14 protein-coding genes are annotated in these 14,030 nt (G+C 71.8%); 9 read left to right on the top strand and 5 right to left on the bottom strand.

The window, feature by feature from the left end:
* Positions 1-13: 13 nt before the first annotated feature.
* The 8 genes from ACZ7OU_RS43560 (at position 14) to ACZ7OU_RS43525 (ending at position 7,999) form a co-directional block, all read left to right on the top strand.
* Entirely contained in the window at positions 14-1,009 is a 996-nt protein-coding gene (locus tag ACZ7OU_RS43560) for an ABC transporter substrate-binding protein (protein WP_470259775.1), read from the top strand.
* Between the two features lie 248 nt (positions 1,010-1,257).
* Positions 1,258-1,953 (top strand): hypothetical protein, encoded by a 696-nt coding sequence (locus tag ACZ7OU_RS43555; RefSeq protein WP_470245296.1) that lies wholly within the window; start codon positions 1,258-1,260, stop codon positions 1,951-1,953.
* A 45-nt stretch (positions 1,954-1,998) separates the two neighbouring features.
* Entirely contained in the window at positions 1,999-3,051 is a 1,053-nt protein-coding gene (locus ACZ7OU_RS43550) for a sensor histidine kinase (RefSeq protein WP_470245297.1), read from the top strand.
* Positions 3,048-3,803, top strand: a complete 756-nt coding sequence (locus ACZ7OU_RS43545) for a LytR/AlgR family response regulator transcription factor (RefSeq protein ID WP_470245298.1) — start codon at positions 3,048-3,050, stop codon at positions 3,801-3,803. The genes ACZ7OU_RS43550 and ACZ7OU_RS43545 overlap by 4 nt, the downstream gene beginning before the upstream one ends.
* A gap of 84 nt (positions 3,804-3,887) precedes the next feature.
* On the top strand, positions 3,888-4,238 hold the full coding sequence (locus tag ACZ7OU_RS43540; RefSeq protein WP_470245299.1) for a hypothetical protein: 351 nt from the start codon (positions 3,888-3,890) through the stop codon (positions 4,236-4,238).
* Positions 4,238-5,962, top strand: a complete 1,725-nt coding sequence (locus ACZ7OU_RS43535) for a sodium/solute symporter (RefSeq protein ID WP_470259774.1) — start codon at positions 4,238-4,240, stop codon at positions 5,960-5,962. Before ACZ7OU_RS43540 ends, ACZ7OU_RS43535 begins: the two co-directional genes overlap by 1 nt.
* A gap of 70 nt (positions 5,963-6,032) precedes the next feature.
* Complete coding sequence (locus ACZ7OU_RS43530) at positions 6,033-6,395, top strand: DUF485 domain-containing protein (RefSeq protein ID WP_470259773.1); 363 nt, start codon at positions 6,033-6,035, stop codon at positions 6,393-6,395.
* Complete coding sequence (locus ACZ7OU_RS43525; RefSeq protein ID WP_470259772.1) at positions 6,392-7,999, top strand: solute symporter family protein; 1,608 nt, start codon at positions 6,392-6,394, stop codon at positions 7,997-7,999. Before ACZ7OU_RS43530 ends, ACZ7OU_RS43525 begins: the two co-directional genes overlap by 4 nt.
* Positions 8,000-8,062: 63 nt before the next feature.
* Here ACZ7OU_RS43525 and ACZ7OU_RS43520 read toward each other — a convergent pair whose 3' ends face one another.
* Both ACZ7OU_RS43520 and ACZ7OU_RS43515 read right to left on the bottom strand, forming a co-directional pair.
* Entirely contained in the window at positions 8,063-8,800 is a 738-nt protein-coding gene (locus ACZ7OU_RS43520; protein ID WP_470259771.1) for an isocitrate lyase/PEP mutase family protein, read from the bottom strand.
* The gene (locus ACZ7OU_RS43515; protein WP_470245304.1) at positions 8,797-9,258 is read right to left on the bottom strand and encodes a carboxymuconolactone decarboxylase family protein; all 462 of its coding nucleotides are present in this window, start codon (positions 9,256-9,258) and stop codon (positions 8,797-8,799) included. The genes ACZ7OU_RS43520 and ACZ7OU_RS43515 overlap by 4 nt, the downstream gene beginning before the upstream one ends.
* Positions 9,259-9,304: 46 nt before the next feature.
* Between ACZ7OU_RS43515 and pdxR the strand changes: the two genes are divergently transcribed.
* Positions 9,305-10,675, top strand: a complete 1,371-nt coding sequence (gene pdxR / locus ACZ7OU_RS43510) for a MocR-like pyridoxine biosynthesis transcription factor PdxR (RefSeq protein ID WP_470259770.1) — start codon at positions 9,305-9,307, stop codon at positions 10,673-10,675.
* 140 nt (positions 10,676-10,815) lie between these two features.
* Here pdxR and ACZ7OU_RS43505 read toward each other — a convergent pair whose 3' ends face one another.
* From ACZ7OU_RS43505 to ACZ7OU_RS43495, 3 genes are all read right to left on the bottom strand, one after another.
* Positions 10,816-11,541 carry a peptidylprolyl isomerase gene (locus ACZ7OU_RS43505; protein ID WP_470259769.1) on the bottom strand — a complete coding sequence of 242 codons (726 nt, stop codon included), beginning with the start codon at positions 11,539-11,541 and terminating at the stop codon, positions 10,816-10,818.
* A 273-nt stretch (positions 11,542-11,814) separates the two neighbouring features.
* Positions 11,815-12,780 carry a methylmalonyl Co-A mutase-associated GTPase MeaB gene (meaB, locus tag ACZ7OU_RS43500; RefSeq protein ID WP_470259768.1) on the bottom strand — a complete coding sequence of 322 codons (966 nt, stop codon included), beginning with the start codon at positions 12,778-12,780 and terminating at the stop codon, positions 11,815-11,817.
* Positions 12,781-13,968 carry an acetyl-CoA C-acetyltransferase gene (locus ACZ7OU_RS43495; RefSeq protein ID WP_470245308.1) on the bottom strand — a complete coding sequence of 396 codons (1,188 nt, stop codon included), beginning with the start codon at positions 13,966-13,968 and terminating at the stop codon, positions 12,781-12,783. It abuts the gene before it with no gap.
* Between the last annotated feature and the right edge of the window lie 62 nt (positions 13,969-14,030).

Below are 14,030 nucleotides of genomic sequence, written 5' to 3'. Positions count from 1 at the left end.
CAAAGAGGTGCTTATGAAGCTCACCAAGACTTTCGTGGCCGTCGGCGCGCTGGCCTCGGCCGCCGCGCTGCTCACCGCGTGCGGGTCCGGCACGGTCGGGCAGACCGGGTCGGGTGACGCCGCCCAGCCGGTCGGCGGCAAGAAGCTGGCGCTGATCCCGGGTGTGCAGGCCGAGCCGTTCTACATCTCGCTGCAGTGCGGCGCGCAGGCCGAGGCGAAGAAGCTCGGCTACGAGCTGACCACGCAGGCGCCGCAGAAGTTCGACGCGCCGCTGCAGACCCAGCTGGTCAACGCCCTCGGCTCGAACCCGCCGGCGGCGCTGCTCATCGCCCCGACCGACGACACGGCGATGCTCGCGCCGATCCAGCAGGTCAAGGCGCGCGGCACGAAGATCGTCGAGGTCGACACCTCGCTGAAGGACACGAGCGTGGCCGCGTCGTCGGTCTCCTCCGACAACGCCGCGGGCGGCAAGCTCGCGGCGCAGACGATGGCCAAGCTCGCGAACGGCAAGAGCGGCTCGGTGCTGGTGCTCGACACGATCGCCGGCACCTCCACCACGGCGGCCCGCGTGAAGGGCTTCGAGGACGAGCTGAAGAACACCCCGGCCCTGAAGTCGATCGGCGTGCAGTTCACCCAGAACGAGCCCGAGCAGGCCGCGGCCAAGGTGACGGCGGCGCTGTCGTCGACCCCGGACCTGATCGGCGTCTTCGCGACCAACCTCAACACCGGTGAGGGTGCGGCGACCGGCCTGCGCAACGCGGGCAAGGTCGGCGCGGTCAACCTGATCGGCTTCGACGCCAGCCCGTCCGAGGTCGAAGGCCTCAAGAACGGCCAGTACCAGGCGTTGATCGCCCAGGACCCGGCCTCGATCGGCACCCAGGGCGTCCAGCAGGCCGTGGCGGCCATCGAGGGCAAGCCGGTGACGCGGAACCTGACCGCGGAGCTGCACTCGATCACCAAGGCGGACATGGACGCCAACTCGCAGTACTTCTACAAGCAGTCCTGCTGACCCCCTGATCGGCGGCGGGGCCGTGCCGCGACCCGGCACGGCTCCGCCGCTTTCACGTTCTGTCCGTCAGCTTCCCCGGTGATGCTTGTCAATCCGCTCACCAGGCGATTTCACGAACGCCGATCGCTCACTGCCGGTCACCGCGGCCCAGGCACCGTTCACCGCACAGCCGGTTCCCTTCCCCGAGTGTTCCACGTCACACTCATCTGCACATGCATCGGCACATGCATGATCGCGGGGAGGGTGCGATGAACTACGAGCGGCCGGCGGAACATCGGACGATCCTCGCCGTGGACGTCGAGGGCTACGGCGACCAGCGCAGGACGACGCCACACCGCCTGGCGTTGCGCAAAGGGCTGTACCGCGCGCTGTTCCGGGCCTTCGAGGACGCCGGCCTCCCGTGGCTGAACTGCCGGAGAGAGGACTGCGGGGACGGCGTCTTCGTCCTCGCCCCGGCGGAGATCCCCAAAGGGCCCTTCGTCGAGTACCTGCCCAACGCGCTCGCCGTGGCGCTGCACCGCCACAACCTGACCCACCACGCCGAGGCCCGGATCCGGCTGCGCATGGCCCTGCACGCGGGCGAGGTCGCCTACGACGACTTCGGCGTCACGGCGCCGGCGATCAACCAGACGTTCCGGCTGCTGGAGGCCCCACCGCTGAAGGAGGCGCTCAAGTCCTCGCGCGGGGTGCTGGCGCTGATCACGTCGGGCTGGTTCTTCGACGAGGTCGTCCGGCACAGCGAGGCGCTCGACCCGGCGACGTTCCGGCCGGTGCCGGTGGCGGTCAAGGAGACCCGCACGACCGGCTGGATCTCGCTGCCGGACCGGCCGTACCCGGCGAACGCCCTCCTGCGCGGCCGCGGCACGGCGCTCGACGACTACCGGACCTGGCGCCGTCACCGCCGCCACGCCCAGGTGCTGGCCGACCGTGACGGGCCCGCGTAGCCGTAGGATCTGGTCCCCTGGACACCGCCGCCGAGGGGAGGCCCGATGACCGTGCACCTGCGTCCGGCCTCCCGTGCCGACCCGCTGCCGGTGCTCGCCGCCGCCCGCCGGATCACCGACGACCTGCGCGACGGCCTGTCCGGCACCCGCGCCCGCCGCGCCGCCCACAGCCTGCGGCGGCTCTTCGGCTTCCCCGGGCTCGGCCTCACCGACCTGTCCGGCTCGCTGCTCTGGTCGGGGCGGCCGGGGCCGGACGCGGTCGTCGCGACGGTGCTCGACGGCGTCCTCCACACCGAGGAACCCGGCTCAGCACCCGACGTCCTCGTGCTGCCGCTGCACGTCCGCGACGAACTGGCCGGGGCGCTGCTGGTCGTCGGCGACGTCCGGGACGCCGTCGCCGGCCAGGCCGCCGACCTCGTCGTCCAAGCCCTCGAGCGCGGCCGGCTCGAGGCGTCGGCGGAACAGGCGGCACAGGCCGAACTGCGGGCGCTGCGGGCCGAGATGTCCCCGCACTTCGTCTACAACGCGCTGACCGTCATCGCGTCGCTGGTGCGCTCGGACCCCGACCGCGCCCGCGACCTGATGCTGGACTTCGCCGACTACACGCGCTACAGCCTCGCGCGCCACGGCGAGTACACGGTGGTCGCCGAGGAGTTCCGCGCGATCGAGACGTACCTGGCGCTGCAGCGGGCGGTGCTCGGCGAGCGGCTGCGCGTCCAGGTGCGGGTCGCGCCGGAGATCCTCGCCGTCGCGGTGCCCTACCTCGTGCTGGAGCCGCTGGTGGAGAACGCGATCCGGCACGGCATCGAGCCCCGGTCGGGCACCGGGCTGGTCCAGGTGCACGGCCAGGCGGAAGGGAACGACTGCGTGATCTTCGTCGAGGACGACGGGGTCGGCATGGACCCGAAGCGCGCGGCGGACATCCTGGCGGGGCGCACCGGCGAGGACGACCCCGCCGGTCTCGGACTGGCCAATGTGGACAGACGACTGCGCGACGTCTACGGCGCCTGGTACGGGCTGACCGTCGAAACCGAGGTCGGCGCGGGCACCCGGGTGGTCGTCCGGGTGCCGCGGTTCCAGCCGGGGGTGCTGCCGTGACCGGGCTCCGCGTGCTCGCCGTCGACGATCTGCCGCCGGCCCTGGACGAGTTGTGCCGCATGCTGCGCGAAGCGCCCGAAGTCGGCGAAGTCGTGGGTGCGGCCGACGCGCTGAAGGCGTTGAGGCTGCTTCAGGCCGACAGGTTCGACGCGGTGTTCCTCGACATCTCGATGCCGGGCCTCGACGGGCTCGAGCTGGCCGGGCTGCTGGCGAAGCTGAGCGAGCCGCCGGTGATCGTGTTCGTCACGGCCCACGACGGCCACGCGGTGACGGCGTACGGCATCGGCGCCGTCGATTACCTGCTGAAACCGGTCCGCGCGGAACGGCTTTCCGCGGCGCTGGCGAAGGTGACGCGCATGGCGACGCCGTCATCGCGCTCGACCCCGGACGCGATGGCGGCACTCCCGGTCGAGTCCGGCGGCCGCACGAGGTACGTCCGCCGCGACGACGTGCTGTTCGTGGAGGCCCACGGCGACTACGTCCGGCTGCACTCGCGCTCCGGCGTCCACCTGGTGCGGATGCCGATCTCCCGGCTCGAGGAGTACTGGGAGGGAACGGGGTTCAGCCGGGTGCACCGCGGGTTCCTGCTGTCCGTCGGGGCGGTGCTGGAGCTGCGGAGCGACTCGGCGGGCGGCCTGCTGGCGCACACCGAGGCGGGAGACGTCCCGGTCAGCCGCCGCCACGCGCGCGACCTGCGGGACAGGTTGCTCGAAGCCGCCCAGCGCGGCCAGCTCGGGCCGGGCCAGCGATGAGCGCCCGCGCCGAAGGCAGCCACTCCGCGGCGGGCCCGCGATGAGCGCCCAGCCCGAAGCCACCCACCGCCAGGCAGGCCCGCGATGAGCAAGATCCGCCGGGTCGCCGTCACCAGCCCGCAGACCCGTCTCGCCCACGCCCGCCGCCGCTCGCGGCACCGCTGGCGGCAGACCCGCCTCCCCGTCGGCGACACCCAGCGCGCCACCGCCCTCTACCGCGCTCAGCGCCGCCGGGGCGTCCCCGCGCTCGTCCTCATGTTCGCCCTCCTCCTCGGCCTGCCCGGCCTCTTCGCGATCTTCCCGGGCCTGGACACCCTGCGCCTGCTCGGAATCCCGGTGTCCTGGCTGATGATCGCGGTCCTCCCCTACCCGGCGATGGCCCTGCTGGCCCGCTGGCAGCTGCGCCGCGCCGAGCGCCTCGAGGACGACGGCTAGTGGGCGTCGCACTCGCCGTCGCGCCGGTCGTGCTCGTGACGCTGCTCATCGGCGTCCGCGGGGTCGCCGCCATGCGCACGACGTCGGACTTCCTCGTCGCCTCCCGGCGGATCTCGCCGCTGGTGAACTCGGCCGCCGTCTCGGGCGAATACCTGTCCGCGGCCTCATTTCTGGGCGTCGCCGGGCTCGTCGTCAAGGACGGCATCGGGGCGCTCTGGTACCCGGTCGGCTTCACCGCCGGCTACATCGCGATGCTCGTGCTGGTCGCCGCGCCGATGCGGCGCTCGGGCGCGCTGACCGTCCCCGACTTCGCCGAAGCCCGGCTCAACTCCCCCGCGCTGCGCCGCCTGGCCGCGGTCGTCGTCCTGGTGATCGGCACCATCTACGTCGTCCCGCAGTTCCGCACCGCCGGGCTGGTGCTCACCGCGGTCGGCGGCACGCCGTACTGGGTCGGCGTGGTGCTGGCCGGCGCCGCGGTCAGCGTCACCCTCGCGCTGGGCGGGATGCGCGCGGCGACGTACGTGCAGGCGTTCCAGTTCGTGCTGAAGCTGCTGCTGTTCCTGATCCCGGCGATCTGGCTGGTGCTGCAGGCCGGCGCGGTCAACCGGACCGACGCGCTGAACCCCGTCGAGTTCACCCACTTCGCCCGCGAGACACCGGTGAAGTTCGAGGTCGACGTCACCATGGAGATCCGCGAGCCGACCGCCGTGCGGCGCAACGGCGTCGCGGAAACCCTGCTCCCTGGCGAATTCACCGCACACAGCCAGGACGAGGTCGTGTTCGGCGAAGGCACGGCGGTCCCCGCGGTGCGCGGCGGCGCCCCGCTCGGCGGGCACGACTGGCAGCGCCCGCTGCTCGACCTCGGCGACCAGGGCTACCCACTGCTCGGGACGTGGGCGGTGCTCATCGCGACGATGCTCGGCACGATGGGCCTGCCGCACGTGCTCATGCGCTTCCACACCAGCCCCGACGGCCGCGCCGCGCGCCGCACCGCCGCGATCACCGTGGCCCTGCTGGGGATCTTCTACCTCTTCCCCGGCGTCTACGGCGTTCTCGGCCGCGTCCTCGTGCCGGGGCTCTACCTCTCCGGCGCCACGGACACCGTGGTCGTCGCGCTGCCGTACCAAGTGGACAGTGGCTGGGCCGGCGGCCTCTTCACGGCGTTGCTGACCGCGGGCGCCTTCGCGGCTTTCCTGGCGACGTCGCTCGGGCTGCTTCTGGTGATGTCCGGCGCGATCGCGCACGACCTCGTCCCCGGCGGGCTGCGCCGGCTGCGGATCGCCGTGTTCGGCGTCGCCGGCGTGATGGTGCTGCTGGCGCTGCGTTCGGCCGAGCTCGACGCCGGGGTGCTCGTCACGTGGGGCTTCACCGTGGCCGCGTCGACGTTCTGCCCGCTGCTCGTGCTCGGCATCTGGTGGCCGCGGCTGACCGCGGCCGGCGGGATCGCCGGCGTGCTGACCGGCCTCGTCGCGTCGTCCGGCTCGATCCTGTACGCCCTCGCCGGGCCGCCGCTGCGCGGCTGGGTGGCGATCTTGGTGCAGCAACCGGCACCCTGGTCGGTACCGCTGGCGTTCGGCGTAATGGCGTTGGTCTCCCTGAGGGGCAGGCCACCCACCTGGTCGACGGCCGCGATGCTGCGCCTGCATCTGGACGAACCCCGTTCGGCCGGACCGCGCGACCGTTCGTCAACCGTTCGTCGTCTCGCCCGGCTGTTGAACCGCTGAATCTTCACACGAGACTCACAACTCCCTACGGTGTCGCAGGTCACTTTCCGCAACGTCGCAGGGAGCAGCGATGAGCACGACCGACACTGGCGGCGGGCCCCCGGACACGTCAGAAACCATCTGGGAACGCGCGCACGAAAGTACCGAGTTCCGTGAGCTGCGCAGCCGCCTGCGCCGGTTCGTCTTCCCGATGACGGCGGTGTTCCTCGTCTGGTACCTGCTGTACGTGCTCCTCGCGGACTACGCGCACGGCTTCATGAGCACGAAGGTCTTCGGCAACATCAACGTCGGCCTGATCTTCGGCCTGCTCCAGTTCGTCTCGACGTTCGTCATCACCGGCCTCTACGTCCGGTACGCGAACCGGAAGCTCGACCCGGTCGCGGAGAAGATCCGCGAGGACATCGAAGGCGACGCCCAGAAGGAGCAGGCATGACGAACATCGCCGCGGGAGTGGAAGGCAGCAACCCGCTCCTCAACATCCTGATCTTCGCCGCGTTCGTGGTCATCACGCTGGTGATCGTGTTCCGGGCCAGCCGCAACACCAAGACCGCGTCCGACTACTACGCGGCCGGCCGCGCCTTCACCGGTCCCCAGAACGGCATCGCGATCTCGGGTGACTACCTGTCGGCGGCGTCGTTCCTCGGCATCGCCGGCGCGATCGCCATCAACGGCTACGACGGCTTCCTCTACTCCATCGGCTTCCTGGTCGCGTGGCTCGTCGCGCTGCTGCTGGTCGCGGAACTGCTGCGCAACACCGGCAAGTTCACGATGGGCGACGTGCTGGCGTTCCGGATGAAGCAGCGCCCGGTGCGGGCCGCGGCCGCGACGTCGACGCTGATCGTGTCCTTCTTCTACCTGCTGGCCCAGATGGCCGGTGCCGGCGGTCTCGTCGCGCTGCTGCTCGGCGTCGAAGGCGGTGGCGCGCAGGCCATCGTGATCGCCGTGGTCGGCATCATCATGATCGCCTACGTCCTCATCGGCGGCATGAAGGGCACCACCTGGGTGCAGATCATCAAGGCCGCGCTGCTGATCGTCGGCGCGCTCGTGATCACGCTGTGGGTGCTGGGCAAGTACAACTTCAACTTCTCCAGCCTGCTGCAGGCCGCCGTCGACAAGGCGGGCAAGGCCGGGGAGACGCTGCTCGGCCCGGGCAAGCAGTACGGCGCCACCGGAACGTCCAAGCTGGACTTCTTCTCCCTCGGCATCGCGCTGGTGCTGGGCACGGCCGGTCTTCCGCACGTCCTGATGCGCTTCTACACGGTGCCGACCGCCCGCGACGCGCGTCGCTCGGTGGTCTGGGCGATCGTGCTGATCGGCGTGTTCTACCTGTTCACGCTGGTGCTCGGCTACGGCGCCGGTGCGCTGGTCGGGCCGGACACGATCAAGAAGGCACCCGGCGGGGTCAACTCCGCGGCGCCGCTGCTCGCGCTCGAACTGGGCGGGCCGGTGCTGCTGGGCCTGATCTCCGCGGTCGCGTTCGCCACGATCCTCGCGGTGGTCGCCGGCCTGACGATCACGGCGTCCGCGTCCTTCGCGCACGACGTCTACGCGAACGTCATCAAGCGGGGCAAGACGTCGCCGAACTCGGAGGTCAAGGTCGCCCGGATCACCGCGGTGGTGATCGGCGCGCTCGCGATCGGCGGCGGCATCCTGGCCAACGGGCAGAACGTCGCGTTCCTCGTGGCACTCGCGTTCGCGGTGGCGGCGTCGGCGAACCTGCCGACGATCCTCTACTCGCTGTTCTGGAAGCGCTTCAACACCCAGGGCGCGCTGTGGTCGATCTACGGCGGACTGGCCATCACGATCGTGCTGATCGTGTTCTCGCCGGCGGTGTCCGGCAAGAGCACGTCGATGATCAAGACCGCGGACTTCGCCTGGTTCCCGCTGAGCAACCCGGGCCTGGTCTCGATCCCGGCCGCGTTCATCCTGGGCTGGCTGGGCACGATCCTGTCCAAGGAGCACGACGAGAAGAAGTACGCCGAGATGGAGGTCCGCTCCCTGACCGGTGCGGGCGCCGAGAAGGCCGTCGCGCACTAACCCCCCGAAGACACCGAAGGCCGTCGTGAGTAATCCTCGCGGCGGCCTTCGGCCATTCCACGGTCAGTAAGGCAGCTTCCCCTCGGCGACGCTCGCGAGAGTCGCTTCGAGGTGCTTGCGGGCGTACTGCCAGAGCCCGCCGCCGAGCGAGATCCGCGCCACGCCCAGTTCGGCGAGACCGTCCAGGCCCGGGCTGCCCGGCCACGCGGGCGCGTTGACGGCGCCGCCGGCCCCCTGCACGAACGCCGCGAGCACCTCGGGCGTGCGCAGGTGGATCGGGTAGACGCAGTCGGCGCCCGCCTCGAAGTAGGCCTTCGCCCGGGCGATGCCGTCGGCCAGGTGGTCCTTCGGATCGACGCCGCGGAACGAGTCGACGCGGGCGTTGATCACCAGGCCGTCACCCGCCGCCTCACGCAGGGCGGCGATCCGCTCCGCCTGCTCGGCGACCGGCCGCACGTCGCCGGTGGCGTGGTCGGTGTCCTCGAAGTTGCAGCCGACGGCGCCGGCGTCGAGCAGCCGTCCCGCCAGCTCGGCACCGGACAGGCCGTAGCCCGACTCGGCGTCGACGGTCACCGGGATGCGCACGGCGGTCGCGATGCGTTTGGCCGCCGCGAACATCTCGTCGGCCGGGGCTTTCTCGCCGTCGGGGAAGCCGAGCACGGACGCCACGGCGACCGAGCTGGTCGCCACGACCGGGAACCCGGCGGCCTCGACGAGCCTCGCGGTGTCGGCGTCCCACGCGTTCGGCAGCACCAGCGGCTTGCCGGGAACGTGCAGCGCCTTGAGCCCGGCGGCGCTCACGCGTCGCGCTTCGGGAGCGGGCTGTGGGAGGTGACGGCCATGCGGTTCCAGCTGTTGATCGCGATGATCTCCCACGCGATCGCGCGGTACTGGTCTTCGGTGAGCACCTTCGTCGCCTGCTCGTAGACGTCGTCGGGCACGCTCTGGGTCGCCGAGAGCTTGGTCATCGCCTCGGTGAGGACGAGGGCGGCCTCTTCCTCTTCGGTGAACAGGTCGGTCTCGCGCCAGCCTGCGAGTACGAACAGCCGGCGGGCGGACTCACCCAGCTCGAGGGCGTCACGGCTGTGCATGTCGAGGCAGTACGCGCAGCCGTTGAGCTGGGAGGCCCGCATCTTCACCAGTTCGAGGAGCTTCGGGTCGACGCCCGCGTTCGCGGCGGCCTTCTCGACCTCGGCCTGCAGGTTCGCCATCGCCTGGTAGATCTCGGGCGCGCGCCCGAGTCCGATTCGCTTCGTCATGCCATCCACGCTAGTCCGAACTGGTCCACGGGTATGGTCCAGTCACATGACGGATTCGTGGTCCAGTTCCGGGCTCGACGTCCACCTCGGCTGGGACCCTTCGACCGGCCGCGGCGGCCTCGCGGACGCGATCCGCGCGGCCATCCGCGAGGGCCGCTGGCAGGCGGACGCGGCGGTGCCGTCGACCCGTTCCCTGGCCCACGACCTGGGTATCGCCCGCGGCACGGTCACGCGGGTGTACGCCGACCTGGCCGCCGAGGGGTACCTGCGCACGGCCCAGGGCGCGCCGACCCGCGTGGCGACGGCGGGCTCGCTGCCCCAGTCCGCGCCGCGGCCGGCGCCCCGCGAGCCGGCGCCGCGCTGGGACCTGCGGCCTGGACGCCCGGACCTGACGGCGTTCCCCCGCCAGGCGTGGATCACCGCGACCCGCCGTGCCCTGCTGCGGACCCCGGCGTCGGCGTTCGGCTACGAGTCGGAGCTGGGCGCGCCCGAACTGCGGGACACCCTGGCCGGCTACCTCGCCCGCGCCCGCGGCGTGGTCGCGGACCCGGAGCGGATCGTGGTGTGCCACGGGTATTCGCACGCCATCGCCGTCGTGTCCCGGACCCTTTCCTCGCTCGGCGTCGGCGAAATGGCGTTCGAGAACCCTTCGTTGGACATGTACCGCTCGATCGCGGCGGCGCAGGGCCAGCGGATCGTCGGCGTCCCGGTGGACGAGCACGGCCTCGACGTGTCCGCTTTGGACAGTCCGGCGGTGGTCGTGACGGCGGCGCACCAGTACCCCACCGGCGTCACGCTGGCGCCGCACCGCCGCGCCGAGCTGGCCCGCTCGGGGGCGTTCGTGCTGGAGGACGACTACGACGGCGAGTTCCGCTTCGACCGCCAGCAGGTCGGGGCGCTGCAGGCGCTGGCACCGGAGCGCGTGATCTACGCGGGGACGGCGAGCAAGACCCTCGCGCCGGCCCTGCGGCTGGCGTGGCTGGTGCTGCCGCGGACGCTGGTGGAGCCGGTCCGCGCGGCGATGGCCGGCAGCGGCTCCCGGCCGGCGACGCTGAAACAGCTGGCGCTGGCCGAGCTGATCGACTCGGGCGCGTACGACCAGCACATCCGCCGCAGCCGGGCGGAGTACCGTTCCCGCCGCGCGCGTCTCATGGCTGCCCTCCCGGATTCGGTCCGCCCCCAAGGCATCGCGGCGGGCCTGCACTTGCTCCTGATGCTCCCGCCCGACGGCCCGTCCGAGGCGACGGCCATGGCGGCCTGCAGCCGCCGCGCACTCGGCTTAGAGGGCCTGACGGACTACTGGATGACCCCCAACGGCCCCGGCGGCCTGATAGTCGGCTACGCGGCAACCCCAAAACACGCCTTCGCCGGCGCAACCCAGACCCTGATAGAAGCCCTCTGGGAAATCACGTCCTAACCCGCCCCAGACCCACCCAATAACGTGTGATGCCCCTCCAATCACGCGTGATGCCTTCCCAGACACACGTGATGCCCCCTCAATCACGCGAGATGCCCGGAGCGGGCCACCCCCGAACCGGGAGTGGCCCGCCTTCACCGTCAGAACCAGCAGTCAGGCCGGACGCGGAGCAGTTCCGTCCGCAGCGCGGGCGTCCCGTCGACCGGCGCCGGGTCGTCCGCGGTCGGCACGATCCCGCCCGCGGCCACTCGATCCAGAGTCTTCAGCCCCTGTGCCCCGACCGTGCCGAACACCGTGTAGTTCGGCCGCAGCGCGGAATCGCCGTACACGACGAAGAACTGCGAGCCGTTCGTGTCCGGCCCCGCGTTGGCCATCGCCAGCAACCCGCGCGCGTAGACCTTGCGCGCGCCGGTCGGGTCGGTCGGCGACGGCGGCAGGTCCACCGGCAGCTCGTCCTTGTACTTGTAGCCCGGCCCGCCCTCGCCGGTCGCGCTCGGGTCGCCGCACTGCAGGACCTTCAACGTCGGGTAGGACGTCAGCCGGTGGCACACCGTGTGGTCGTAGAACCGGTGGTTCGCCAGGTGCAGGAAGCTCTGCACGGTGCACGGCGCCTTCGCGCGGTCGAGCCGCAGCGGCAGCGCGCCCTGGCTGGTCGGGACGGCGACGTCGACCTTGCCGTGGCTCGGCGTGTGCCGAGGGTCGGGCGGCAGCGGCACCGGCCGCGAAGCCGGTTCGTCGGGGGTTTCGGTGTACTGGCAAGGCCCGTGCGTCGTCTTCGGCGGCGGCGCGTCGGCCGCGGTGGCGACGCCGTTGCCGGCCACGAACAACGCGCCGACCGTCAGCGCCGTGACGAGTGTCTTCTTCATCCTGCACGCCCTCCCAGTGATCGCCCGGTTCCGGAGCGCCCCGCAGTCTAGGGCCCGGCACCGACAACAAGAACCGGCGAAAGTCGCTCGCGTCACGCGGTCGGGTGAACCTCGACGCCGGAACCCCCGAAACTGTCGGACCCCCGGCGCACGATGGTCATCACGCGGCAAACCCGCCGCACCCGAGGGGAGAGCGTCATGACATTCCGGCGAAGACCCGTTGCCGTGGCACGGTTTCTGCTCACGCGGCTCGCGTCGGCGGTCCGGGCCGCGCTACTCCCGCAGGTCCGCGATCAGCTCATCCGCGGCGGCGAACGGATCGATCTCCCGTGCGACGACGCGCTCAGCCACCCCGGCCAGCCGTCCCCCGCCCCGCAGGTCCGCGAGCTCGGCCCGCAATCGGCGCACGGCGATGGCCTCGACCTCGTCGCGGGCTCGCGCCACCCGGCGCCGGGCCAGCTCGTCGTGCTCCACCAGCCAGGCGTGGTGCGCGGCCAGCGCCGCCACGACTTCGTCGATGCCCTCGCCCTTCGCCGCGACCGTCCGCACGATCGGCTGGCGCCAGCTCGCGCCCCGGATCTCCCGGCGCGCCAGCGAGATCATCTGCTTGAGGTCGTGCACCGTCGCGTCCGCGCCCTCGCGGTCGGCCTTGTTCACGACGAAGACGTCGGCGATCTCCAGCACCCCGGCCTTCGCGGCCTGGATGCCGTCGCCCATGCCCGGCGCGAGCAGCACCACCGTGGTGTCGGCCAGCTTCACGACGTCCACTTCGGACTGTCCGACGCCGACCGTCTCGATCAGCACCACGTCGAAGCCGGCGGCGTCGAGCACGCGCACCGCCTGCGGGGTCGCCCACGACAGCCCGCCGAGGTGCCCGCGCGTGGCCATCGAACGGATGAACACGCCGGGATCGGTGGCGTGCTCGGTCATCCGGATCCGGTCGCCGAGCAGCGCCCCGCCCGAAAACGGCGAAGACGGGTCGATCGCGAGCACCCCGACCCGCTTGCCCGCCGCGCGCAACGCGGTGAGCAGGGCCGACGTCGAAGTCGACTTGCCGACACCCGGTGGTCCGGTGAGCCCGACGACCCTGGCCCGCCCGGTGTGCGGGGTCAGCGCCCGGGCGATCTCGGCGACGCGGGGATGGGCGTCCTCGACGAGCGACAGCAGCCGCGCGACGGCACGGGGCTGCCCGTCCCGCGCGCGGCCGACCAGGTCGTCGAGGTCGAGTGCACCGGCCACTTACGCCGACGGCACCCGCAGCAGGAGGGCATCGCCCTGGCCGCCGCCACCGCACAGCGCGGCCGCGCCGAGCCCGCCACCGCGGCGGCGCAGCTCGTGGATCAGGTGCACGGCCAGCCGGGCCCCGGAGGCGCCGATCGGGTGGCCGAGCGCGATGGCCCCGCCGTTGACGTTGACCTTCTCCGGGTCGAGGCCGAGCTTCTCGGTCGAGACGAGCCCGACCGCGGCGAAGGCCTCGTTGATCTCGACGAGGTCGAGCGCGTCGGCGCCGAGGTTCGCCTTCGCCAGCGCGGCGAGGATCGCGTTCGACGGCTGCTCGTGCAGGCTGGCGTCCGGCCCGGCGACGACGCCGTGCGCACCGATCTCGGCGATCGCCGTGAGACCGAGCTCCTCGGCCTTCGCCTTGCTGGCCACGACGACCGCGGCGGCGCCGTCGGAGATCTGCGAGGCCGAGCCCGCGGTGATGGTGCCGTCGGAGGCGAAGGCGGGGCGCAGCTTGGCGAGGCCTTCGGCGGTGGTGTCGGCGCGGACGCCTTCGTCGGTGTCGAAGACCACCGGGTCGCCCTTGCGCTGCGGGATGGAGACCGGCGCGATCTCGTCGGCGAACCAGCCGTTCTTGATCGCCTCGGCCGCGCGCTGGTGCGAGCGGGCGGAGAACGCGTCCTGCTGCTCGCGGGTGAGGCCGTAGCGAGAGTTGTACTTCTCCGTCGAGGAGCCCATGGCCACCTGGTCGAAGGCGCAGAAGAGGCCGTCGTAGGCCATGTGGTCGACGAGCGTGGTGTCGCCGTACTTGAAGCCGGAGCGGGACTTGGGCAGCAGGTGCGGCGCCTGGGTCATCGACTCCTGGCCGCCGGCGACGACGATGTCGAACTCGCCGGCGCGGATCAGCTGGTCGGCGAGCGCGATGGCGTCGAGGCCCGAAAGGCAGACCTTGTTGATCGTCAGGGCGGGCACGCTCATCGGGATGCCCGCGGCGACCGCGGCCTGGCGGGCCGGGATCTGGCCGGCGCCGGCCGTCAGCACCTGGCCCATGATCGTGTACTGCACCGCGTCCGGCGAGACCCCGGCGCGTTCGAGGGCCGCCTTGATCGCGACCCCGCCCAGCTGTGCCCCCGTGAAGTCCTTGAGGGATCCGAGCAGGCGCCCGATCGGTGTACGGGCGGCACCCAGGATCACGGAACCGGACACGGCGTCCTCCAAGCTTCGGCGCATGGGCAGTTTTTCCGACCATACCCGGAGGGCGGGCTTCT

Source organism: Amycolatopsis sp. NPDC114505 (assembly GCF_055633615.1).
Note: the sequence above shows the minus strand (reverse complement) of the source record. Positions and strands in the feature narration are given on the sequence as shown.

Excerpts from the sequence above, each read along its gene's own strand:
- ACZ7OU_RS43555 (WP_470245296.1), top strand. The coding sequence starts at position 1,258 with ATGAACTACGAGCGGCCGGCGGAACATCGGACGATCCTCGCCGTGGAC.
- ACZ7OU_RS43530 (WP_470259773.1), top strand. The coding sequence starts at position 6,033 with ATGAGCACGACCGACACTGGCGGCGGGCCCCCGGACACGTCAGAAACC.
- ACZ7OU_RS43515 (WP_470245304.1), bottom strand. The coding sequence starts at position 9,258 with ATGACGAAGCGAATCGGACTCGGGCGCGCGCCCGAGATCTACCAGGCG.
- ACZ7OU_RS43505 (WP_470259769.1), bottom strand. The coding sequence starts at position 11,541 with ATGAAGAAGACACTCGTCACGGCGCTGACGGTCGGCGCGTTGTTCGTG.
- ACZ7OU_RS43550 (WP_470245297.1), top strand. The coding sequence starts at position 1,999 with ATGACCGTGCACCTGCGTCCGGCCTCCCGTGCCGACCCGCTGCCGGTG.
- ACZ7OU_RS43525 (WP_470259772.1), top strand. The coding sequence starts at position 6,392 with ATGACGAACATCGCCGCGGGAGTGGAAGGCAGCAACCCGCTCCTCAAC.
- ACZ7OU_RS43560 (WP_470259775.1), top strand. The coding sequence starts at position 14 with ATGAAGCTCACCAAGACTTTCGTGGCCGTCGGCGCGCTGGCCTCGGCC.
- pdxR (WP_470259770.1), top strand. The coding sequence starts at position 9,305 with ATGACGGATTCGTGGTCCAGTTCCGGGCTCGACGTCCACCTCGGCTGG.
- ACZ7OU_RS43540 (WP_470245299.1), top strand. The coding sequence starts at position 3,888 with ATGAGCAAGATCCGCCGGGTCGCCGTCACCAGCCCGCAGACCCGTCTC.